This is a genomic window from Aliiroseovarius sp. B-4, assembly GCF_056857795.1.
The window spans coordinates 261,182-283,469 of sequence record NZ_JBSXNV010000039.1 but is presented as its reverse complement, the minus strand read 5'-3'; the positions used below and the strand labels follow the sequence as shown (position 1 = coordinate 283,469).

At 57.7% G+C, this 22,288-nt stretch carries 22 protein-coding genes; 11 read left to right on the top strand and 11 right to left on the bottom strand.

Annotated elements, in window-relative coordinates; translation table 11 throughout:
• Positions 1 to 145: 145 nt before the first annotated feature.
• Complete coding sequence (locus AC13C8_RS12335) at positions 146 to 790, top strand: alpha-ketoglutarate-dependent dioxygenase AlkB family protein (RefSeq protein WP_482847572.1); 645 nt, start codon at positions 146 to 148, stop codon at positions 788 to 790.
• On the opposite strand, the gene AC13C8_RS12330 is transcribed toward AC13C8_RS12335, so the two are convergent.
• Positions 787 to 1,608, bottom strand: a complete 822-nt coding sequence (locus AC13C8_RS12330; protein ID WP_091427572.1) for an ABC transporter permease — start codon at positions 1,606 to 1,608, stop codon at positions 787 to 789. The two genes, AC13C8_RS12335 and AC13C8_RS12330, sit on opposite strands and share 4 nt — an antisense overlap.
• A gap of 132 nt (positions 1,609 to 1,740) precedes the next feature.
• On the opposite strand from AC13C8_RS12330, the gene cysQ reads away from it, so the two are divergent.
• From cysQ to AC13C8_RS12295, 7 genes are all read left to right on the top strand, one after another.
• Complete coding sequence (gene cysQ, locus AC13C8_RS12325; RefSeq protein WP_482847570.1) at positions 1,741 to 2,538, top strand: 3'(2'),5'-bisphosphate nucleotidase CysQ; 798 nt, start codon at positions 1,741 to 1,743, stop codon at positions 2,536 to 2,538.
• 3 nt (positions 2,539 to 2,541) lie between these two features.
• Positions 2,542 to 3,345: a 3-deoxy-manno-octulosonate cytidylyltransferase gene (locus AC13C8_RS12320; RefSeq protein WP_091427566.1), complete on the top strand. Its 804-nt coding sequence runs from the start codon at positions 2,542 to 2,544 to the stop codon at positions 3,343 to 3,345.
• A gap of 238 nt (positions 3,346 to 3,583) precedes the next feature.
• Complete coding sequence (gene galU / locus AC13C8_RS12315; protein WP_091427563.1) at positions 3,584 to 4,480, top strand: UTP--glucose-1-phosphate uridylyltransferase GalU; 897 nt, start codon at positions 3,584 to 3,586, stop codon at positions 4,478 to 4,480.
• A 45-nt stretch (positions 4,481 to 4,525) separates the two neighbouring features.
• Complete coding sequence (locus tag AC13C8_RS12310) at positions 4,526 to 5,524, top strand: glycosyltransferase family 2 protein (protein ID WP_482847569.1); 999 nt, start codon at positions 4,526 to 4,528, stop codon at positions 5,522 to 5,524.
• A 40-nt stretch (positions 5,525 to 5,564) separates the two neighbouring features.
• Positions 5,565 to 6,575 carry a glycosyltransferase family 2 protein gene (locus AC13C8_RS12305; protein WP_482847568.1) on the top strand — a complete coding sequence of 337 codons (1,011 nt, stop codon included), beginning with the start codon at positions 5,565 to 5,567 and terminating at the stop codon, positions 6,573 to 6,575.
• Entirely contained in the window at positions 6,572 to 8,269 is a 1,698-nt protein-coding gene (locus AC13C8_RS12300; RefSeq protein ID WP_482847566.1) for a DUF5927 domain-containing protein, read from the top strand. The genes AC13C8_RS12305 and AC13C8_RS12300 overlap by 4 nt, the downstream gene beginning before the upstream one ends.
• Positions 8,270 to 8,273: 4 nt before the next feature.
• Positions 8,274 to 9,692 (top strand): sulfotransferase family 2 domain-containing protein, encoded by a 1,419-nt coding sequence (locus AC13C8_RS12295; RefSeq protein ID WP_482847565.1) that lies wholly within the window; start codon positions 8,274 to 8,276, stop codon positions 9,690 to 9,692.
• A 7-nt stretch (positions 9,693 to 9,699) separates the two neighbouring features.
• Here AC13C8_RS12295 and AC13C8_RS12290 read toward each other — a convergent pair whose 3' ends face one another.
• From AC13C8_RS12290 to AC13C8_RS12250, 9 genes are all read right to left on the bottom strand, one after another.
• Positions 9,700 to 10,164, bottom strand: coding sequence for a PTS sugar transporter subunit IIA (locus AC13C8_RS12290; RefSeq protein WP_482847563.1), 465 nt, complete (start codon positions 10,162 to 10,164; stop codon positions 9,700 to 9,702).
• A 39-nt stretch (positions 10,165 to 10,203) separates the two neighbouring features.
• A complete protein-coding gene (gene hpf, locus AC13C8_RS12285) occupies positions 10,204 to 10,779 on the bottom strand; it encodes a ribosome hibernation-promoting factor, HPF/YfiA family (RefSeq protein ID WP_091427549.1) in 576 nt (191 codons plus the stop codon).
• Positions 10,780 to 11,025: 246 nt separating this feature from the next.
• Positions 11,026 to 11,787, bottom strand: coding sequence for an LPS export ABC transporter ATP-binding protein (gene lptB / locus AC13C8_RS12280; protein WP_482847562.1), 762 nt, complete (start codon positions 11,785 to 11,787; stop codon positions 11,026 to 11,028).
• Positions 11,787 to 12,281 carry an LptA/OstA family protein gene (locus tag AC13C8_RS12275; protein ID WP_482847561.1) on the bottom strand — a complete coding sequence of 165 codons (495 nt, stop codon included), beginning with the start codon at positions 12,279 to 12,281 and terminating at the stop codon, positions 11,787 to 11,789. Before AC13C8_RS12275 ends, lptB begins: the two co-directional genes overlap by 1 nt.
• Positions 12,281 to 12,904, bottom strand: a complete 624-nt coding sequence (locus tag AC13C8_RS12270; RefSeq protein WP_482847559.1) for an LPS export ABC transporter periplasmic protein LptC — start codon at positions 12,902 to 12,904, stop codon at positions 12,281 to 12,283. The genes AC13C8_RS12275 and AC13C8_RS12270 overlap by 1 nt, the downstream gene beginning before the upstream one ends.
• Before the next feature lie 78 nt (positions 12,905 to 12,982).
• Positions 12,983 to 13,594 carry a ribonuclease D gene (locus tag AC13C8_RS12265; protein WP_482847557.1) on the bottom strand — a complete coding sequence of 204 codons (612 nt, stop codon included), beginning with the start codon at positions 13,592 to 13,594 and terminating at the stop codon, positions 12,983 to 12,985.
• 65 nt (positions 13,595 to 13,659) lie between these two features.
• The gene (locus tag AC13C8_RS12260) at positions 13,660 to 14,529 is read right to left on the bottom strand and encodes a dimethyl sulfoxide reductase anchor subunit family protein (protein ID WP_482847556.1); all 870 of its coding nucleotides are present in this window, start codon (positions 14,527 to 14,529) and stop codon (positions 13,660 to 13,662) included.
• 12 nt (positions 14,530 to 14,541) lie between these two features.
• Positions 14,542 to 15,273, bottom strand: a complete 732-nt coding sequence (locus AC13C8_RS12255) for a 4Fe-4S dicluster domain-containing protein (RefSeq protein ID WP_091427537.1) — start codon at positions 15,271 to 15,273, stop codon at positions 14,542 to 14,544.
• Positions 15,273 to 18,098 (bottom strand): molybdopterin-dependent oxidoreductase, encoded by a 2,826-nt coding sequence (locus AC13C8_RS12250; protein ID WP_482847554.1) that lies wholly within the window; start codon positions 18,096 to 18,098, stop codon positions 15,273 to 15,275. The genes AC13C8_RS12255 and AC13C8_RS12250 overlap by 1 nt, the downstream gene beginning before the upstream one ends.
• 213 nt (positions 18,099 to 18,311) lie before the next feature.
• Between AC13C8_RS12250 and AC13C8_RS12245 the strand changes: the two genes are divergently transcribed.
• The 3 genes from AC13C8_RS12245 (at position 18,312) to lpxK (ending at position 21,597) form a co-directional block, all read left to right on the top strand.
• Complete coding sequence (locus AC13C8_RS12245; protein ID WP_091427533.1) at positions 18,312 to 19,229, top strand: alpha/beta hydrolase fold domain-containing protein; 918 nt, start codon at positions 18,312 to 18,314, stop codon at positions 19,227 to 19,229.
• Positions 19,230 to 19,317: 88 nt separating this feature from the next.
• Positions 19,318 to 20,592: a 3-deoxy-D-manno-octulosonic acid transferase gene (locus AC13C8_RS12240; RefSeq protein WP_482847553.1), complete on the top strand. Its 1,275-nt coding sequence runs from the start codon at positions 19,318 to 19,320 to the stop codon at positions 20,590 to 20,592.
• A 9-nt stretch (positions 20,593 to 20,601) separates the two neighbouring features.
• Positions 20,602 to 21,597 carry a tetraacyldisaccharide 4'-kinase gene (gene lpxK / locus AC13C8_RS12235; RefSeq protein ID WP_482847552.1) on the top strand — a complete coding sequence of 332 codons (996 nt, stop codon included), beginning with the start codon at positions 20,602 to 20,604 and terminating at the stop codon, positions 21,595 to 21,597.
• Positions 21,598 to 21,624: 27 nt separating this feature from the next.
• Here the strand turns inward: lpxK and AC13C8_RS12230 are convergent, their stop codons facing one another.
• Complete coding sequence (locus tag AC13C8_RS12230) at positions 21,625 to 22,284, bottom strand: DsbA family protein (RefSeq protein ID WP_091427528.1); 660 nt, start codon at positions 22,282 to 22,284, stop codon at positions 21,625 to 21,627.
• Between the last annotated feature and the right edge of the window lie 4 nt (positions 22,285 to 22,288).

The following is a 22,288-nucleotide window of genomic DNA, read 5'->3' as shown; positions in this document are numbered from 1 at the left end:
GCATCGGCCCCTGATCCCAGATTTCTGACCGAATGGGCGTACCCCAGTCCGGCGTCTGGGCGTATATAAGTAGGGGAAATGGGGCCTGCAAGCGTTCAAGGGGCCGCAAAGGGCCAAAAAACGAGTCATTTTCAGGGTTTTGCCTATGATTGCGCACGACATTCCCCCGATGGATCTGGCAGGGGCGAGGCTTTTCAAGCGGATGCTGGATCGTCCAACACAGGAAGCGCTTGTTTCTGCACTGCGGGATGTGGTGTCTGTTGCACCTTTTTTCCACCCCGAAACGCGATGGGGCAAGCAGATGTCTGTGCGGATGACATCGGCGGGACGTCTGGGCTGGGTGTCGGACCGGCGGGGTTATCGTTATGAGCCGCGCCACCCGACAGGCGCGCCTTGGCCCGAAATCCCCGACCTTGCGCTTGAGGTCTGGCGTGCTGTGTCAGGCGCGGATCGGCTGCCCGACTGTTGTTTGGTCAACTATTACGGCGATGGTGCGCGGATGGGGCTGCATCAGGACCGGGACGAAGGTGATTTCTCGTTTCCGGTCGTGTCGATCAGCCTTGGCGATGATGCGCTGTTTCGGATTGGCGGGATCAAGCGGCAGGGATCGACGCAGTCCGCTTGGCTTGGCTCCGGTGACGTTCTGGTGCTGGACGGTCCTTCGCGGCTGGCCTATCACGGGATTGATCGTTTGCGCTTTGGGTCTTCCGACCTTCTGCGTGACCGTGGGCGGATCAACCTGACGCTTCGGGTGGTCGAGATCGCACCAACCGCATCTGATGAGGTTTAACGCCGGGCTTCCCAACTGGCCGACACATACCTGCGGCCGTAGCTGTCGCCCAGCAGGCCAAGAAAGGCCAACACGATCGACACGATCAGTGCATACTGCCAGCTTGTGTAATGTGGAACATAATTGATGAAGGCATAGCCGCGTGCCTGATCAATAATATGAAACAGCGGGTTCCACGAAAACAGGGCCAGCATGAAAAACGGCAACGTGTTCGCGACAAACATCTTGCCTGATGCAAACATGTTCACCCGCATGTAAAGCGTTGTGGCGACCTGCGTGAATCGCGGGAACCATGGTTTCAGGGCCATGAAAACGATGCCGACTGAAACGCCGTTGAACCAGCCGAGCAACAGCATCATGAATGCCCCGCCCGGATCGTATATTTCAACCGGCTTGAACGCCAGGCTGTAAATCGTAAGCACCACGACGATGGACAGGGTCTGCAGGTAAAGCGCCCCCAGGGCGGCTGCGGTGATGGATACGAGCGTGTTCATCGGTCCATGCAGCATCATGGTTGATGTCGCGCCTGCCGCAGTTGCCACCGATTTCATGGTTTTGATGTTCGTCATGAAGATGAAAATGCCCGACATGATGTAGAGCAGGAAATCCCCGCGAATGGCGCTTGTCCTCAGGCCGAACACGCTTATCATCACGAAGAAAATCGCGACCATCAGAAGCGATTGAAGGATATTGATCAGCAGGCCGACTATCGCATTTGGGTGTGACTTTCGAAGGTCATAGACCGTCGCGTGATAGATCACCGACACCATTGAGGCCGCAGCCTCCAACCGGGTTCTGTTCACTTTCACTTCAAACATGGCGCTGCCTTTTTGCCCGCAATGGGGGGATTCTCGCAGGGAATTCTTGCCGTTCCTTTACTCAATCATCATAAGTGGGCGAAATTATGTAATCAACCGGGCCGCACAGCTTGGCGGATAAGGAGCAAGACCTTGGATTTTGACCGTTTGGAAAGCGTTATGCGCAAACTGGCGCTTGCGGCTGGTGATGTGATAATGGAGATCTACAATTCGGATGATTTTGATGTCCGGTCGAAGTCTGATGACAGCCCGGTGACGGCTGCCGACGAAGCGGCTGACGCCGTGATCTCGGCGGGTTTGCGAGACGCCTTTCCAGACGTGTTGTTGGTGACGGAAGAGCAAGCCGATAGCCACGGGCAGCAGGCCGACGCGTTTTTGATCGTTGATCCTTTGGACGGCACCAAGGAATTCATTCACCGGCGCGGGGATTTCACCGTCAACATCGCCTATGTGGAGGACGGCACACCCGTTCGCGGTGTCGTCTATGCCCCCGCAAAAGGCCGAATGTTCTTCACCCGCGCCGATGGCAGCAGTGTCGAGGAACAAGGCCCTTTCGACAGGGGCGCGGTTGGGGCCCTGTCCCCGATTTCTGTCACGTCGCCGGATAATGCGGCGCTGATGGTCGTGGCCTCAAAGTCGCACCGTGATCAGGCCACGGATGATTACATCGGAAAATATGCCGTCAAGGATATGCGGTCGGCGGGCAGTTCGCTGAAATTCTGTCTGGTGGCAACGGGCGAAGCGGACATCTATCCCCGTGTCGGCCGCACGATGGAATGGGACACCGCCGCAGGACATGCGGTGCTGAAAGGCGCGGGTGGAGATGTGGTGCGCTTTGACGACCATGCGCCGCTGACCTATGGCAAGCCGGATTATGCCAACCCGTTTTTCATTGCCTACGCCCCAGGGGTCGACCTGAAGAAAGCCTGATGGATGAGTGTTCTGATCGTCATCCCGGCGCGCTACGCCTCGGTCCGTTATCCAGGTAAGGCACTGGTGCCACTGCGCGGTGCGACCGGGCAAGAAAAGTCTCTGATCCAGCGCAGTTGGGATGCGGCGCAGGCAGTAGGCGGTGTGGACCGCGTTGTCATTGCGACAGATGATCACCGTATCCGCACCGAGGCTGAAGGCTTCGGAGCCGAAGTTGTCATGACATCTGCGACCTGTCGAAATGGCACCGAGCGTTGTGCCGAAGCGTTGGATGCGTTGGGCGGTGCCTTTGATATTGTGGTGAACCTGCAAGGCGATGCCCCGCTGACGCCGCCCTGGTTTGTCGAGGATCTGATTGCTGCGTTGAACGCCCACCCGATTGCCGAGATGGCGACACCGGTTCTGCGATGTGATGGCCGGGCACTTGGTGGCTTTCTTGACGACCGCCGCGCCGGGCGGGTTGGGGCGACAACGGCGGTGTTCGGGGCCGAGGGCAAAGCGCTCTATTTTTCGAAAGAGGTGATCCCGCACGTCGCAGACGGCGCATGGGACGATCACACCGTGACCCCGGTGTTTCACCATGTGGGCGTCTATGCCTATCGCCCCGCCGCCTTGGCAGCCTATGCGCGCTGGACGCCCGGACCGCTGGAACAATTGGAAGGATTGGAGCAGTTACGCTTTCTGGAAAGGGATCACCCCGTGCAATGTGTCGAAGTCGACGCGCGCGGGCAACAGTTCTGGGAATTGAACAACCCCGAAGATGTCACGAGAATCGAACGCATCCTGGGCGAGCTTGGCATGGCCTAGGTCGACGCCATTGCCGACGCTTCGCATACGCAGCGGGCAATCGACCGCACCTTTTCGCCGAAAAATGGAATTACCTTGAGAAAAGCCGCTGATTGACCCAATATCGTGAACAATTGCCATGAAGTTGTCAGATTTTTCGCCCATTGGTGTTCGGTATATAGTTTAAGCCTGCACAGGTAATTTATTGTTGGCCCATCGGACGTATATTCAGACGGATCGGTCAAGACAGAGGTGTTTTATGACGCACAAAAAGGTCACCAAGGCCATTTTCCCGGTCGCAGGGTTGGGAACGCGTTTCCTGCCCGCCACAAAATCGATTCCGAAAGAGATCATGACGCTGGTCGATCGCCCGTTGATCCAATACGCAATCGACGAAGCGCGCGCGGCGGGGATCAAGGAATTTCTTTTTGTGACATCACGCGGCAAAGGCGCGCTTGAGGACTATTTCGACAATTCACCCATTCTGGAGCAGGAATTGCGGAAAAAGGGCAAAGACGCCCTGTTGGAAATCCTGAAAGACACCAATATGGAAAGCGGCGCGATCGCCTATATACGCCAGCACAAGGCGTTGGGGCTGGGACATGCGGTCTGGTGCGCCCGCCGTCTTATCGGCAACGAACCATTCGCGGTCATCCTGCCTGATGACGTGATCGCCGCCGAAAAACCCTGTCTGCAACAGATGGTTGAAGCCTATCGCGAAACAGGGGGTTGCATGGTGGCCGCCATGGAGGTGCCCGCCGAGAAGGCCAGCGCCTATGGCGTCCTTGACGTGAAGCAGGACATGGGCACCATGGTGTCGGTCAAGGGCATGGTCGAAAAACCAGCCATCGAAAACGCGCCGTCGAACCTGGCAGTGATTGGCCGCTATATCCTGACGCCTGATGTTCTGCGCAGTCTGAACAAGATGAAAAGCGGCGCAGGGGGGGAAATTCAACTGACCGACGCCATCGCCTCGGAAATCAAGCGGGGGCGCGATGTGTTTGGGTATCGGTTCCGTGGCCAGCGGTTCGATTGCGGATCCAAAGCGGGTTTTTTGCAAGCGACTGTTGCCTTTGGCATGGCGCGCGAAGAGCTTCGGGAAGAGTTTTCCGACTATCTCCATGATATCGTTACACAGCAAAAGGCTGCCGAGTAATCCCCTGTGCGAGAGGTCGGACGGGATCTGTGGTCAGCCTATCGGATGCGGTGGAAGCGCCGCCGTTTGATCTGGCGATCCCTCCGGTCGCGCCACGACCTTGAATCGGTGGTGGATCGCACGGACCGGATCGATCCCGACCATGTGCTGGCCTTTTCTACAGCGCGCAACGAATACACGCGGTTGCCACATTTCCTGGCCCATTACCGCACCCTGGGTGTCGGGCATTTTCTGTTCGTTCTGAACAACAGCGACGATGCGTCCGAAGCCTTTCTTGCGGACCAACCCGACGTGTCTTTGTGGCGCACCCATGACAGCTACAAGGCGTCGCGCTTCGGGGTCGATTGGACCACATGGCTTCAGTTTCGTTTTGGGAATCGTCACTGGTGCCTGACCGTCGATGTGGACGAGCTGTTGGTCTATCCTCACAGCGATACCCGGACCCTGTCCGATCTGACCGCACGTCTGGCGCAAACGAATGCTACCGCGATGGGCGCGTTGATGCTGGATATGTATCCGAAGGGGCCGCTGGACCAAGCGACATACACGCCGGGTCAGGATCCAACCGAGATATTGCAGTATTTCGATGCCGCTCCTTATCGGGCGCAGCGGCAATTCCCCGCGCAGAATCTGTGGGTGCAGGGCGGGCCGCGTGATCGAGCTTTCTTTGCCGACCACCCCGCCCGCGCCCCGACCCTGAACAAGTTGCCGCTTGTGCACTGGAATAGACGCTTCGCCTATCTGAACTCGACCCATTCGGCGCTGCCGCCGCGCCTGAATCACGCTTGGGACGGACCTGCGTGCATTTCGGGCGACGATCGTTTGTCAGGCGCGCTTTTGCACACAAAGTTCCTGCCGGACGTCGTGACCCGGTCACGCGAGGAGAAGATGCGGCAGGAGCATTTCGGACAGCCCGAAGATTTCGATGCCTATTACGACTGGCTCTCATCCGCACCCGATCTGTGGCACGACCAGTCGGTGGCCTATCAAGGCTGGCGTCCGCTGATGGAAATGGGGCTTATTTCCAATGGCGGCTGGGCCTAAACAAGTGATAGCGTAATACCAGTCTGATACGGGGAAGATCTTGGGCGTCTGGACATCATACCGACTGCGACTGAAACGCAAGCAATGCCAGATCCGGGCATTTCGCAAACGGCGCGAACTGACCGAGATTGCCAATCGAACCGAGGCTATCGCGCCAAACGATATTCTGTGCTTTTCGACGATCCGCAATGAATGTATCCGGCTTCCATTCTTCCTCAACTACTATCGCGACCTTGGCGTGAACCATTTCTTCTTTGTCGATAATGGATCGGACGATGGCGGCCCCACGTATTTGGCAGACCAGCCCGATGTCTCGTTGTGGTCCACAGACGCCAGCTACAAGAACGCCAATTTCGGCGTGAACTGGACCGGATGGCTGCAACGCAAATATGCCCATGGGCATTGGTCGCTAGTGGTCGATCCTGATGAATTCCTGATCTATCCCTTTTGCGACACGCGTCCGATCCGGGCGCTGACCGACTGGTTGGACAATTCGGGTGTCAGATCATTTGGCGTCATGCTTCTGGACATGTATCCCAAAGGTCCGATGCACAGTCTCAGTTATGTCTCCGGGCAAAACCCGTTCGAGGTTGCGGACTGGTTTGACAGCGGCAACTACACCATTACCAGGAATCCCAAATATGGAAACCTGTGGATACAAGGCGGCCCCCGCGCCCGCGCCTTTTTTCGGGACAAGCCCGAGAAGGCCCCCGCCCTGAACAAGATTCCGCTGGTGAAATGGAACAGAAACTACACCTATGTCAGTTCAACCCACGCGCTTTTGCCGCGGGGCCTGAACCTTGTCTATGATCAATGGGGCGGTGAGAAAGCCTCGGGCTGCTTGCTGCACGCCAAATTCCTGGACACATTCAAGGATAAGTCGGTGGAAGAACTGAAGCGCGGGCAACACTATGCCAACAGTCACGAATACCGCGCCTATCACGATGGCACCAACGAGGATACCGACCTGTGGTGCGACTGGAGCGAGAAGTATCTGAACTGGCGCCAGCTTGAGATGCTGGGCCTGATGTCGAAAGGAAACTGGGCATGAGCCTTGGCATCGTCATGCTGGTGCACGACGCGCGTGATCGCGCCGAGCAGTTGGTGCGCCATTGGGCGACGCATGACTGCCCCGTCGTCGTGCATGTCGATGCCTTTGTGTCGCGTGACGACTTCGCAAATTTCACTGCCGCGTTGGGTGATTTGGACAACGTCCGGTTCTGCAAACGCCGTCACTGCGAATGGGGCACATGGTCCTTGGTCGCGGCCAGTCAGACGGCCGCTGAAGCCATGTTAGAGACATTTCCCGACGTGAAACACGTCCTGCTGGCATCTGGTAGCTGTCTGCCGTTGCGTCCCGTTTCCGAGATGCGGTCATATCTGAGCAACCGTCCGCAAACCGACTTTATCGAAAGCGTCACGACCGAAGATGTGCCGTGGACCATCGGCGGGCTGGACATCGAACGGTTCACGCTTCGGTTTCCGTTTTCGTGGAAACGACACCGCCGCCTGTTCGACCGATACGTCAGCATTCAGCGCAGGCTCAGGATCAAACGCCCCATCCCGGATGGGATAGTGCCGCATCTGGGCAGCCAGTGGTGGTGTTTGACGCGGGCCACCCTGACGGCGATCCTGAACGATCCGCATCGACCTGCCTATGACCGATATTTCAGGCGCGTCTGGATCCCTGATGAAAGCTATTATCAGACCCTGACCCGCCGTCATTCGACCCGGATCGAGAGCCGGTCGCTGACTCTGTCAAAGTTTGATTTTCAGGGGAAGCCACACGTGTTTCATGATGACCATCTGCAACTGTTGCGACGGTCCGATTGCTTTGTTGCCCGCAAGGCGTGGAGATACGCAGACAAGTTGTATGACAGCTTTTTATCCGAACAGAAGGTCGTCCTCACCGGCGCCGAACCCAACCCCGGCAAGATCGACCGAATCTTTACCAAGGCCATCGAAAGGCGCACGAAGGGACGGCCTGGCCTTTATATGCCAAGCCGTTTTCCACGGGCCGGGCATGAAGGTAACATAACCGCCGCGCGCTATACCGTTCTGGAAGGGTTTTCCGAACTGTTCGAAGGGTTTGACCAATGGTTGGCCGATACCGTCAGCGCCCGTGTTCACGGCCACCTGTTTGCCGAAGATAAAGCACATTTTGCGGGCGGTGCGCAGGTCTTCTTCGGCGCGCTCACCGATTCTGCCAGCCTGCGAGACTATAACCCCAAAGCCTTTCTGACCAATCTGATATGGAACACGCGAGGCGAGCGCCAGTGCTTTCAGTACGGACCAAAGGACAATCAAGACCTGTCCTGGGTTATGGCCAAAGACCCGAACGCACGCGTTTATGTCGTATCCGGGGCCTGGGCGGTGCCACTGTTTCATTCAAACCGCAACTTTTCGGACATCCGGTGCGAGGCGGCGCGCTTGCAAAAGATTGAAAGCGAACACCTGACTGCGCTGCGATCCAGCTATGCGCGGGCGCGCACGCAAATCTGGTCGCTGGCCGATTTCGTGCTGAATCCATCAGAGCCTCTGCAAAGCGTGGTGGATGACATTGGCCCGCGAAAAACCGGAGCTTTGCAGAGCATGCCAAAAATGAAGCCTCTTCGCGGCTTTGGGCAATTTTTGCAGGATTTGAAGAATCAGGGGATGCATCCCTATCTGATGGGTGATTTCCCGGCTGGGCATGACCTTGTGCCCACCACCCGCATTCAGCGCAAACCCTATCTGGTGAAGTGATCTTATGACCGGCCCGTTTGATTGTTTCATCATTTTCGCCGAGATGCGCACCGGTTCAAACTTTCTGGAAAGCAATCTGGATCAGTTTCCCGGCCTCAAATGTTATGGCGAAGCGTTCAACCCCTATTTCATGGTGACGCCAAAGACAGAAGTGCTGTTTGACATCACCGTGGCGATGCGGGATGCGGACCCGATGCTGCTGTTGGAGCGAATGAAGTCCGAAACAGACGGTCTGCCGGGTTTTCGCTTCTTTCACGACCATGACCCGCGTGTGTTCGATGCGCTGATCGACGATCCGCGCTGCGCCAAGATCGTGCTGACCCGAAACCCCGTCGACGCCTATGTGTCCCGCAGAATCGCGATGGCGACTGACCAATGGCAGTTGAGCGACCAGAGCGATGCCCGCAAGCAACCGGCGCGTTTCATCCCGGACGAATTCGAGAAGCTGTTTTATCGATTCAAGAGCTTTCAGTTGAAGATCAAGGATCGTCTACAACGCTCTGGTCAGGTGGCGTTCTACATCGACTATGAAGAAGCGCAAAGTCTAAGCGTTATCAACGGCTTGGCGAAATATCTGGGCGAACAGACCGAGATCACGCAATTCGCCAGCACCTTCAAGAAACAGAATCCCGAACCCCTCTCGGACAAGGTGCAGAACTTCGAGCTGTTGGCGTCAACGGTCGCCCGAATTGATATATTTGATCTTCACAAGTCGCCGAGTTTTGAGCCCGGTCGCCCGCCCGCCTTGAAAACATATCTGGCGTCAGATGAATTGCAGTTGGTGTTTCTGCCGATTGCAGGGGGGCCGTCAGATCAGGTCACAGGCTGGATGGAGGCCGCTGGCCCCTTGCTCCGGGATTTCTCGCAAAAGGCCCTGCGGCAGTGGAAGCGGCGGCACAAGGCGCATCGCAGCTTCACCGTTTTACGGCACCCGGTGGCGCGGTTGCATTCGGTGTTTTGCGACCTTGTGGCTTTTCAAGAAAATGACCCGGATTGGGATCTGAAGCACGCCTTGCGGCATAATCATGGAGTGGCGTTGCCCACCAGCCCTGACGCGCCTTGGACGCTGACCGATCACCAAGACGCGTTTGCGCGGTTCATCGCGTTTGTTGCAAAGTCGCTTGGTGGTCAGACAGGTATCAATGTCGATCCGCGCTGGGCATCACAAGCGGCAACCGTCAATGGTTTTGCGGGGTTTGCCCTGCCCGATCACATCTTGCGGGAGGATCAGCTTGCCGCCGCGCTTGGTCATTTACTGGCCGAGGTGCAAGCCGGCGCCGCGCCCACCCTGCCCGCTGCGTCACCCGATGCGCCGTTTTCCTTGGATCAGGTCTATTCAGACGAGATCGAGACCGCTGTGCGCAAAGCGTATCAACGTGATTATATGATGTTTGGATTTCGGTCCTGGGGCGCGTCGGACTGATCCGCGATCACGCCGCTTTGTTCGACAGGCTTTCGGTCAGCAACGCATGAAGGGTTGCGGCCTCGGTATTGGCGCGCAGCTTGGTGCAGATCGAGGCATCCCGCATGGTGCGCGATACCAAGGCAAGGGCTTTCAGGTGGTCGACACCAGAATCTTCCGGCGCGAACAAGGCGAAGACCAGATCAACGGGTTGTTTGTCCACAGCCCCGAAATCAAACGGCTTCTCTACCCGCATGAAGCAGCCGACAACCTTGTCCAGCCCATGCAGGCGGGCATGAGGCAATGCCACCCCGCGGCCCACACCGGTGGGCCCCAGGGTTTCGCGTTGCTGAAGTGCGGCGAACGCCTCGCCACCGTTGATGCCGTAACATTCCATCACAACGTCGCCAAGGTCCTGAAACAGGCGCTTCTTGGAAGACACTGTCGATACGACCTTTACGGCCGACGGCTTGAGGATGCTCGAAAGTTCCATCGCCAACAACTTTCCCCACCCACCTGTCAGGTGGGAGGCTTACACTGCATTTTTAGGGTCGATCCAGCCCACATTACCGTCTTCACGGCGATAGACCACATTCATCCCCTCGGTTTTCTCGTTGCGGAAAACCAGAACGGGCGCATGTGCCAGCTCCATCTGCATGACCGCTTCGCCGACCGAAAGCGATGGAATCTGAGTTTCCATCTCGGCGATGATCATGGGCTGGAGTGAGGCGTCGTCTGCTTCGTCCTGACCTTCTTCTGAGGCGAGGATATACGAGGACCCGCCGAAAACTTCAACCGGGTCCACACGATCCTTATGGTGATCCTTCAATCGACGCTTGTAGCGGCGCAATTGCTTCTCCATTTTCTCGGCGCAATTGTCGAAAGCTGCATAGATTTCGGTGGCGACCCCCTTTGCCTGGGCGGTCAATCCGGTGGACAGATGCACGATCGTTTCACACACATATTCATGGGCGCTTTTTGAAAAGATCACTTGGGCCCGCGTGGGGCGTTCAGCGTATTTTTGAACGACACCACCCAGTTCCTCCTTGACGTGAACCTGAAGGGCATCACCGATGTCGATTTGCTTGCCACTGATTTGATATTGCATCCATACCTCCTATGGTAGTGCAGGCCTCAAAAATGCCTTTCTCGGACGAGGGAAGGCGAATTCCTATATAAATTACATAGTGTTGTGAGTGCTTTGAACAACCTTACCCGTCCAAATTCATTTGGACGATCCGCCATGCATTTCCCGAACTCGGGGGGGCAGGAACAAAGGATCAGGTGGTCTTGCATTATCATCATTTGGCGACGAGTCGAGGGGGCTTGTCAACCACATCAGACCCCGGCGTCCCTATTTGATCGAGAAATTCTGCCCCAGATATACACGCCGAACATTCTCATCCTGGATCACCTCATCGGTGGTGCCGCTCATCAAAACGTGGCCGTCATGCAGAATATAGGCGCGGTCCACGATTTCGAGCGTTTCGCGCACATTGTGGTCAGTGATCAGGACGCCGATCCCGCGATCCTTAAGCTCGTGAACCAAGGACCTGATCTCGCCCACGGCAATCGGATCGACTCCGGCAAAGGGTTCGTCGAGCAACAGATACTTGGGATTCGATGCCAGCAGGCGCGCGATTTCGACGCGACGTCGTTCACCGCCGGACAGGGCCAGCGCTGGGGCGCGACGCAGGTGGCTGATGGAAAACTCGTTCAGCAATTCTTCGAGCCGTTCCCGCCGCTTGTGGCGATCAGGAGTCGAGATTTCCAGAATTGAAAGGATGTTATCCTCGACCGACATACCGCGAAAAATCGACATCTCTTGTGGAAGATAGCCGATGCCGTATTTCGCCCGGCGATACATCGGTAGAAGCGTCACGTCACGCCCGTCAATCAGAACCTGACCGGCTTCGGGCGTGATCAACCCGGCGATGGCATAGAACGTTGTCGTCTTGCCGCAACCGTTCGGGCCTAGCAGAGCCACAACCTCGCCCCGGTGCAGCTCCAGGTTCACTTCGCGGATGACCGGTTTTTTTCGATAGCTTTTGCGCAATCCGATGATCCGCAGACCGGCGTCGCCGTTTTCGACGGTCAGATCAGGTGTGTCTGACATCAATCCGCGCCTGTCTGAATGATTGATTTCACCCGTCCGTCCATCGTGCCGGTGCCAGACTGAAGGTTCACCGTCAGTTTTTCGGATGACAGCGCGTTTTGCCCTTGGGTCAGGATCACGCCACCTGTCATCACGATCACGCCGCTGGAAATCGTGTAAACCGCCTCGCGCGCTTCGGCGGCTTCGGCACCGTTCACCAGGGTGACACCGTCGGAGGCCAACAGGCGCGATATCTCTCCGGTTGTATCGTCGCCGGTCGCATATTCGACCCTAACCTTGCCCGCGGACAGGCGCATGTCGCCCTGTCCGATCTGGACATTTCCGCTGAATGTGGCTGATCCGTCCGATTGATCGACCTGCAATTGATCTGCTGAAATCTCGACGGGAAGGGTGCTGTCATGTTTCAGACCGCCAAAGGCAACCTGGGCCTGCGCATGGGCCGCGATCGGCAAACCAAGCGCAAGCAAACAGGCCGCGATGCGTGCAGATCTCATCACTTGTAAGTCCCCTCTGTCTTGGGATCGTATATCAGCTTTACACCCCCTTTGAAAACAAGAAGATAGGTGTCGCCTCCCTCGCCTTCGCGGGTGATCTCTGCCAATCCTGCGGTCAAATGCCCCATCGGGCCATCCGCTTTAACGGGGCCAAGGGTCTTGGCCGATGTTGCATCCATTGCGGTCGACAGCCCGCTGGTTGCGATGTGGTAATTCGTTGATGTCACCAACGTGACGCCGCCCGACAGGTCAACGATGTTCGAGCTGCCATTGATCACGGCTTTCGAGGCGTTGATGTCAACCGCCCCGCCATCCGGTGTTTCGATTCGTGCCGCCAACCCATCGGCGCTGAACACGTTCGTCTGGTCCGGGTCAGGCACCGCGCTTTTGGCGGAAAACGTGATCGCTGCGCCATCCTCGGTCACGCTGGAAAACCGGGGGCTGTCGATGCGCTGTTCGCCGGTCAATTCTTCCAGATTGACGCGGGCATATGTCAGCGATGTGGTCGGATCGACGGACTTCGAGATCAGGAACATCGTCGACAACAACGCAAGTGCGCTGACCGGCAGAAGTATCTTCAGCCAGGCGATAAAGCGCGAATAACGGTTGTCGGACCGGAGCATGTGACCTCGGCTGTTCTGTCTTGTTCATATTTAGGCACCAACCGGCCCGATCCAAGGACAGGGCAGGCGATGGCCGCTCTAGTGCGCGAAAATGTCAATCTCGGGCCAGCCGGCAAGATCCAGCTGCGCACGCATTGGCAGGAAATCGAAACAGGCCTGTGCCATCTCGGTCCGGCTTTCACGGTCCAGACGCTGATTCAGTTCTTCGCGCAGGCGGTGCAGATACAGCACATCCGATGCAGCATAGTCCAATTGCGCGGCGGTCAGGTCTTCCGCGCCCCAGTCGCTCATCTGCTGTTGTTTGGAAATGTCGATCTTCAGAAGCTGCTCCAACAGGTTCTTCAACCCGTGGCGGTCGGTATAGGTGCGGATCAGTTTCGACGCGATCTTGGTGCAATAGACCGGGGCGGTGACGACGCCGAACGCGTTCAGCAGTGCCGCGATATCGAAGCGGCCGAAGTGAAACAGCTTCAAGATATCAGGGTCCGTCAACATCCGCTCCAGGTTCGGCGCGCTGGTCTGGCCCTTTTCGATCTGCACCAGATGCGCGTCGCCATCGCCAGATGACATCTGCACCACGCACAGCCGGTCGCGATGTGGGTTCAGGCCCATCGTCTCGCAGTCGATTGCAACGACCGGCCCAAGGTCCAGCCCATCGGGAAGGTCACGTTTGTATAGATGGTTGGCCATATCCGCCCTCATGCTCCGTTTTCCCTCTGATAGGCGCAGTGGGGATCGGGTTCAATGAAAAGGGATCATTTGCCGTGATATAGGCCCACAACATGCTCGGCTTCGGCGAAGAACAGCCAGCGCCCGATGATCGTGCCGAAAAGATGAAGGGCAAGCGCCAGAAAAGCGGTGATATGCCCAGAGGGTGTCAGCAGAAGGATCGCGGCGGGCAGCGCACCCGCCAAGACCAGAGCGATCCATCTGAGCTTCCGGGCATGTTTGCGGCCAACGCGGTATACCATCTCGTCCACAACATAGTTTCGCGCGGTGTGGCCGCTTTCCAGCAACCGAACTTCCCCCAGATGGGCCAACCCGATGGCATCCCCGGTCGTGCCGCGCCCCCGCGCCCGTTGATCCCCGACCTGCCACGCGGCAAACAAGACAAGTGTCAGCGCAAGTAGCAGCCAGCCTGCGATCTTCACCTCACCCGCCAACAGTGCCCCGCCGCCCAGCGCATGCAGCAGGAACAGCACCGGAGTCAGCGGCTGGTTCCAGCGCGGGATAGTCTTGAGCTGGGCATAAATCATCGAAGTTGTGAAAACAGTGACTACTGCCAACATAGACCCTATTGCGCCAGATATCGCCATCTCTGCGCCAAGGAAGATGCGCGGAACGGCGACCAGCGCGAACAGGATAAGCGTGACGATCGCTGCGATACCTTCGCGACTCAGCCAACTTGTTCGCCATTGGCTAAGCGCATAGACCGCGTTCTTCTTGTTGCCCAAGTGGAAGGTCGATGCCAACAACCCGGCGCAGGACAGCGAATAGGCGATGAAGAAGAATGCGAACGCGGTCCCACCAGTGACATCCGGCACACCAAGGCCCAGCCAAAAGAACAGACCGAACCCAAGCCCGGACAGTGTGGTGAAGATAATGACGCTGGGGGCGGGGTGCATCCGTATCCTCCGTCAGAGCTTTTCGAGCGCTTTGTCAAGCCAACCCAGAAAGCCCTTCGGCTCGTCTGCGACGGAGTCCAGCGGGACGGTGTTCAGGGTGTCCCTGGCGCGCGGCGGCAGGTATTTGTTCACAGGTTTCGTGCCCAGATCCGGCATCAGGTCGTATCCGCCTCGATCTGCCACCAGCTTCGACACATCGCTGTTCGGGTCGCCAAGATCGCCGAAATGTCGCGCGCCTGATGGACAAGTGCGCACGCAGGCAGGCACGCGGTCTTCTTCAGGCAAGTTCTCGTTGTATATCCGGTCCACGCACAAGGTGCATTTCTTCATGATGCCCGCCTCGCGATCCAACTCGCGCGCGCCATAGGGACAAGCCCAGGCGCAGAGGCCGCAGCCGATGCAGCGATCTTCGTTGACGAGCACGATTCCGTCCTCGGATCGCTTGTAACTGGCACCGGTCGGACAGACGGTCACGCAAGGCGCGTCGTCGCAATGCAGGCAGGATCGTGGCATGTGAACGGTCTGTGCGGTGCGACCTTCGGCCTGCGCTTCATAGGAAAACACGCGGTTCAGGAATGTCCCGCCGGGGTCCGCGCCGTAAGGGTCCGTATCGGACAGCGGCGCGCCATAGTTTTGCGTGTTCCAGCCCTTGCATGCGGTCACGCACCCGTGGCATCCGACGCAGGTGTCCAGGTCGATCACCAGACCCAGTTTCTTATCGGTCGATTCTGGAAGAGCTGTCATCAGATTTTCCTTGCCACGACATTTGGCCCTTTGCCAACGGGCGAAGTGATGGGTGGATGTGTCGGCTGGCTTTCCGCTGGTTTAGGGTCTGTTTTCTCGATCTTCACACGCAGATCGAACCACGCCGCCTGCCCCGTCACCGGGTCAGAATTGGTCCAACGAAGCCCATCGCCTTTCGGCGGCTGCAATTCGTGAATCAGGTGGTTTAACAGAAACCCTTCCGTCGCTTCCGTCGCATCATTATCCAACGCCCAGGTGCCTTTGCGTTTACCTATGGCGTTCCAGGTCCAGACCGTCTTTGGGTTCAACGCCGCGTGATGGGCGACCGGCACGGTGATCGACCCATGCGCCGAGGTCACGGTGGCATAGTCGCCGTCCGCGAACCCGTGGTTCTGCCAAAGATCGGTCGGCAGATAGAGGAAATTCTTGCCTGTGATCTGTCTGAGCCATGCGTTTTGCGATCCCCATGAATGATACATATGCATCGGGCGCTGGGTCAGGGCATGAATTGGGAACTCATCCGGGTCGACATTCGCATCTTCAAACGAAGGATACCAGATCGGCAGTGGGTCCATCGTCTGCGCGATGCGGGCGCGCAGATGGTCAGGCGGTTGAATGTCGCCATGCCCTTCGGCGGCCAGTTGGAACTTGCGCATCGGTTCGACATAGAGGTTGAACACATAAGGTGCCTCTGCATCGAATATGCCACGGGCGACCGCCCATTGCTGATAGGCCTTGTTCCACGGTTTATAAAACCGCGCTTCCTCGGGAATGTGATCGACCCAGAAGCCGCCATTTTCAATGTATCGGTCGATTTGGGCGGGATTAGGCTCTCCTCGCCCCCTGCCCTCGCCATCTTTTCCGCGCCATCCGGCCAGCGGGCCGACGCCCGGACGCCGTTCGTGATTCACCAGATAATCGGCGTAGTCGTTGAATTTCGGCGAGCCGTCGTTCGCGACGAAACCCGGCAGACCCAGCTTGGCCCCCAGTTGGATCAACACGGTCTGGAACCCACGCACATCACGATCCGGCTCGACCACTGGCCAGCGGATCGCATCGGCCGCGCCGTCCGCCTCGCAAATCGGACGGTCCAGCAGGCTGATACAATCGTGACGCTCCAGATAGGTCGTGTCGGGCAGGATCAGGTCGGCATAGGCCACCATTTCCGAACTGTAGGCATCGGAATAGATGATATGCGGGATCACATAGTCACCGTTTTCGTCCGTGTCGGTGAGCATTCCCATCACCTCGGACGAGTTCATCGACGAGTTCCACGCCATGTTGGCCATATACATGAACAGCGTGTCGATCTTGTAAGGGTCGCCCGCATGGGCGTTTGAAATCACCATATGCATCAGCCCATGTGCCGACATCGGATTTTCCCATGTGAACGCCTTGTCGATGCGCTTGGCGTTGCCCTCACTGTCGAGCAGCAGATGCTCCGGCCCCAATGGATAACCAAGATGGGGTCCGTCCAGTGGTTGGCCGGGCGTGACCCCCGCATGGGGTTTCGGGTGCGCTTCGGGTGGTTTGGGATAGGGCGGCTTGAACCGGAACCCGCCCGGCACCTCGACCGAGCCGAGCAGGATTTGCAGCATATGCAACGCGCGACAGGTTTGAAAACCATTGGAATGCGCCGAGATGCCGCGCATCGCATGGAAGCTGACCGGCCGTCCGATCATCTTGTCATGCTTTTGGCCCTTCCAGTCGGTCCACGGCTGGTCCAGCACGATCTCTTCCTCGAAGGCAACCCGCGCCAGCTCCGCGGCGATCGACCTGATACGGTCGGCGGGAATGCCGGTCTGATGGGCCACGGCGTCGGGCGCATATGCGTCGGACAGATAACGGTCTGCCAGCAATTGGAACACGGGCCGGTGCGAGATTCCGGCATGTCGATAGTTTGCCGCCAGATCGGGCATCACGCCGGGTGTGTCGTAATCCGCCAACTTGCCGGTCGCACGACACATAACCTGTGGCTTGCCATTCTCGCCACGCAGGAACAGGCCGTTTTCTGGTGAGTTAGGCTCTTCATTGACGATAAAGCCCGCGTTGGTATAGCGCGACAGATAGGCAAGATCGACCTTACCCGCGCGCAAAAGTTCGTGGACCAGCGCCAGAATGAAAAGCCCGTCGGTCCCCGGCGTGATGCCCACCCAGTCATCCGCAATCGCGTTATAACCTGACCGGATCGGGTTCACGCCGATGATCCGTGCGCCACGTTCCTTCAGCTTCCCCAAACCAATCTTGATCGGGTTTGAATCGTGATCTTCTGCCACGCCAAACAGCATGAACAGCTTTGTTCGGTCCCAGTCCGGTTGCCCGAACTCCCAAAAAGCGCCGCCTATCGTATAGATGCCAGCCGCAGCCATGTTGACCGAACAAAACCCGCCATGCGCTGCGTAATTCGGAGAGCCATAGGCTTGTGCGAACCAAGACGTGAAACTTTGACTCTGATCGCGGCCGGCGAAGAACGCCATGCGTTTCGGGTCTGTGTCTCGTAATGGGGCAAGCCAACCGGCGGCAATCTCCAGCGCCTCGTCCCAGGTGATCTCCTCAAACTCGCCTGACCCGCGCCGTCCCACACGTTTCAGCGGCGCGCGCAGTCGTGACGGGGCATAGTGCTGCATGATCCCTGCCGAGCCCTTGCCGCACAAAACGCCTTTGTTGACAGGATGGTCGCGATTGCCCTCGATATAGGCCACCTGACCGCCCTTCATATGCACGTTAATCCCGCAACGGCAGGCGCACATGTAACACGTCGTCTTGCGCAACTCGTCCGATACGGGTGGCGAGGTGTCAATCTGAAGGTGTTCCGGTTTCGTCATTTACCTGTTCGCCCTGTCGCAAGGTCTTTTTGTTGAAGACAATTTGGTGCGGCGAAACAAGATGTTTGCGCGCAAATTGTAGTTCCAAGAACCAAACAGTCAGGCCAGCTCACCGGTAGGTCCAGATGGCGATGGGTTTATGGCCAGACAGCGGCCCGATTAACGTCCAGTGGTTCCTTGTCAGCTTAGATGCAGAAGCGTAGCTTTCCAGCCATGGATTACAACACGCTTATCGACGCTGAAACATGGGCTTTCATACGCGGAACGGAAGACCATTATCCTCCGGACATGATCTCTGCGGATGTTGCCACGCAGCGGGAAATCTACAACCGTATGTGCCGTGCGTTTTTCACCGGCTATCCAGAAGGTGTGACGGCACGAGATGATCGTGTCGGAACCATCCCTTTGCGTATCTATGAATGTGGATCCCATGGCGTCACCCTGATCTATTTTCATGGCGGGGGTTTCGTGGTCGGTGGGCTGGACAGCCATGATGATGTCTGCGCCGAGATATGCGTGCGCTCTGGTGTTCGGGTCGTCAGCGTCGACTATCGCCTTTGCCCTGAACACCCGCATCCAGCAGCGTTTCAGGACGCTCGGGACGCAACGCAATATGTGGCTCTAACTTGGGCTGGATCGCATATTCTTGCCGGGGACAGTGCCGGCGGCAACCTGGCGGCCGCAGTGGCTCATGCAAGCCGTGGGACGCTGCATTTTTCCGGACAAGTTCTGATTTATCCGGGTTTGGGTGGCGACATGATGCGCGGGTCGTATCGTGATCATGCTCAGGCGCCGATGCTGACATTGGACGATTTGAAATTCTATCAATCGATGCGTTTTGACAGGGCAATGCCGCAAAACGACCCAACCGCCACACCGCTTGCGGATAAGGATTTCACGGGCCTGCCGCCAACTGTGATTTTCTCTGCCGAATGTGATCCATTGGCGGATGACGGTCGCGACTATCGTGACGCGATCCTAGCCGCAGGCGGTCAGGCCGTTTGGATCAACGAGACCGGGTTGGTGCATGGATATCTGCGCGCGCGTCACAGCGTTCAGCGCGCGCGCGCCAGTTTCGATCGTATCGTCGCCGCAACAAAGATGCTCGCAACGGGCGAATGGCGCGAGTGACGCTTCCCTCATTGCCGAATATGCCATAATCTAAGGTCATAATAATGCGAGCGGATAACGCATCGCGGAATGAGGAAGTGCAGTAAGAATGCCGCCCATTGGGATTTCACTGTTCCGGGGCCTGCAAAACATGCAGGGCGCTGCGGGGCTTGAGCGTCGTTTGCGGCGCGGTGTCGAGGACGGCACGGAACACCCCACGCGTGGGGCGGAACGGTTGGGGCGTGGGCTTGCCAGGCGACCAGATGGTGCGCTGGCCTGGATTCATCTGAAAAACTCGGATGGGTTAGAGAAGGTTCTGGGGCTTGTGCAGCATTTCCAGGCCGATCACGAAGATCTGACAATCCTGATTACGACGACCCACCACGATGGCACCCCGCCGAACGGGTCCAGCTTTGTCCATCAATATGCGCCCTACTCGGCCACTGCGCCTGTCACGGCATTTCTGGAACACTGGCGGCCGGATGTGCTGCTATGGATGGATGACAAGCTGGATGTGACGTTGCTGCCGGCCGTTTTTGACCGCAAGATTCCCGCACATTGGGTCAATGCACATGTCCCGAAAGAAGTGCAAAGCCAATGGCGCTGGTTGCCCGGCTCGATCAAGTCGTTGATGAATGGATTCGACACGATTATGGCGGAAAATGACACCGCAGCGCGTGAACTGCGTAGGTTCGGTGCGTCCAAGGATCGCATCGTGACATCGGGTCCGTTGCAGATTCAGGTGGTCCCTCCCAGCTGCAATATGTCCGAACGGGATGCGATCGCCGCGACATTGGCGGCGCGCCCGGTATGGCTTGCTTCCGGAGTGTGTGAGATTGAGGAGCAAGCGTTGTTGGACGCGCACAAGCAACTCGTGCGCAAATCGCATCGGCTCTTGCTGATCATCGAGCCACGCGAAGCAGAGCGTGGCCCCGAACTGGCCGCCGAGCTTGAGGCGGATGGCTGGGGCGTTGCCTGCCGGTCGCGCGACGAAGATCCCACCCCGGATATCCAGGTGTTCATCGCAGATCAGGCAGGAGAGTCCGGTCTGTGGATGCACCTTGCGCCGATCACCTATGCGGGTGGAAGCATGGGCGTGGGTACCGATCTGAACCCCCTTCAGCCCGCTGCATTGGGGTCAGTCGTCCTGTTTGGCCCGAACGTGAATGGGTTCTTCGAATCCTATCGACGGCTTGAACGCGCGGGGGCTGCGACCAAGATCAGTGACGGAAACAGCCTGACCAAAGCGGTCGAGCATTTGTTGTCCCCCGAGGAAGCTGCCAATATGGCGATGGCAGCTTGGGATGTGACCACCAGCGGAGCCGAGGTCAGCGACCTCTTGCGTGGTAAGCTGACCGACGCGCTGGAAATGCGCCGCACCTAGGGGGTTGCAATGAAGACACCCCGGTTCTGGTTCACATCACCGTCACAACCTGATTGGCGCGCGCGCATTCTTGCACCGCTTGGTTGGATCTATGCCGCAGCAACCGCGCGGCGCGTGGCTTTGAAGGATGGGTATCGTGCGCAAGTTCCAGTGATCTGTATCGGCAATATCAACGCAGGCGGTACAGGCAAGACGCCGACCACGATTGCTCTGGCGCAGCGTTTGATGGTGCGCGGTCTTGATGTGCACGTCGTCTCGCGCGGGCACAAAGGCACGGTCGAAGGCCCTGTTCTGGTGGAAGAACGAACTTACACTGCCGCAGATGTTGGCGACGAACCCCTATTGATGGCCGCATTCACCAAGGTTTGGGTCGCGCGCGACCGGGCGGCGGGTGTGAAGGCTGCCGAAGCCGCCGGGGCCGATGTGATCCTGATGGACGATGGGTTTCAGAACCCGTCTGTTCAGAAAACCCTGTCGATTGTTGTGGTCGACGCAGTGAAAGGTTTCGGCAATGCGCGCTGCATCCCGGCCGGTCCGCTGCGTGAATCCGTTTGGGCAGGACTGCGCCGCGCTGACCTGCTGTTGTCGATCGGTCCCGACGGGGCACAGAAGCGGTTTTTGCAAGAGTGGAAAGACGCAATCCCTTGCCCGCATGCCATGGGTCAGCTTGTGCCGCTTCAGACCGGCATGGACTGGCAGGGAATGAAGGTGCTGGCCTTTGCCGGGATCGGCCTGCCCGAGAAGTTCTTTGGCACCGTCAGGAACCTGGGCGCAGATCTTGTCAGGGCCGAGTCGCTGGCGGATCACCAGCCATTGACCGGTGCGTTGATGAAACGGCTACAGATCGAAGCGACGGCACTGGGCGCCCAGCTTGTCACCACCGAAAAGGACGCGGTGCGCCTGCCCGCCGCGTTCAAACGGAAGGTGCTCACCGTGCCCGTGCGGCTGGAGCTGTCGGACTGGACGACAGTTGATGTCGAATTGAAGCGAATTGGGCTGGGCTAGAGCCTGTATCAACCCTAGCCCGCGCCGTCAGCTTTCCAGTTTTTCGTCGATCAGCTTGGCGAAGTCGTCATAAGACATGTTGGGATAGGTTTCGCCGTCGATCACAAAGGATGGAGTCGAGTTGATCTCGTCCGCAGCGGCATTTTTCTGGTAAGCAGCCACCATGCTTTGCACCATTGCTTCGTCTTGCAGGCAGGCATCCATCTGTTCGTCATTCATCCCGGCGGTGCGGCCGATCTTGCGGAGGTTATCCAGAATGTTGCCGGGGTCGCCATCGCCAATCCACTCTTTCTGTCCCGAGTAGAGCAGGTCTGTCATGCCGAAATACCGCGATTCCCCACCGCAGCGGGCGATCATAGCTGCCCACAGGCCAAAGCGGTCAAAATATACCTCTCGATAAACGAATTTTATCTTGCCGGTGTCGATGTAGTTTTTCTTCAGATCCTTAAAGACATTTTCATGGAAGTTGGCGCAATGCGGGCAGGTGAAGGATGCATATTCGATCACCGTCAGCGGCGCGTTCTCGTCCCCCATGACCATATCAGGGGCCAGTTCAATTTCGGTGTTTGCGTCTTGCGCCTCGGCGATGGAAACGCCGGGGAACGAACCGTTGTTCTGGCTCATATAATATGCACCACCGCCAATCAGCAGAACGGCGGCAAGCAGGAAGGAGTGGAATCGGATCATGATA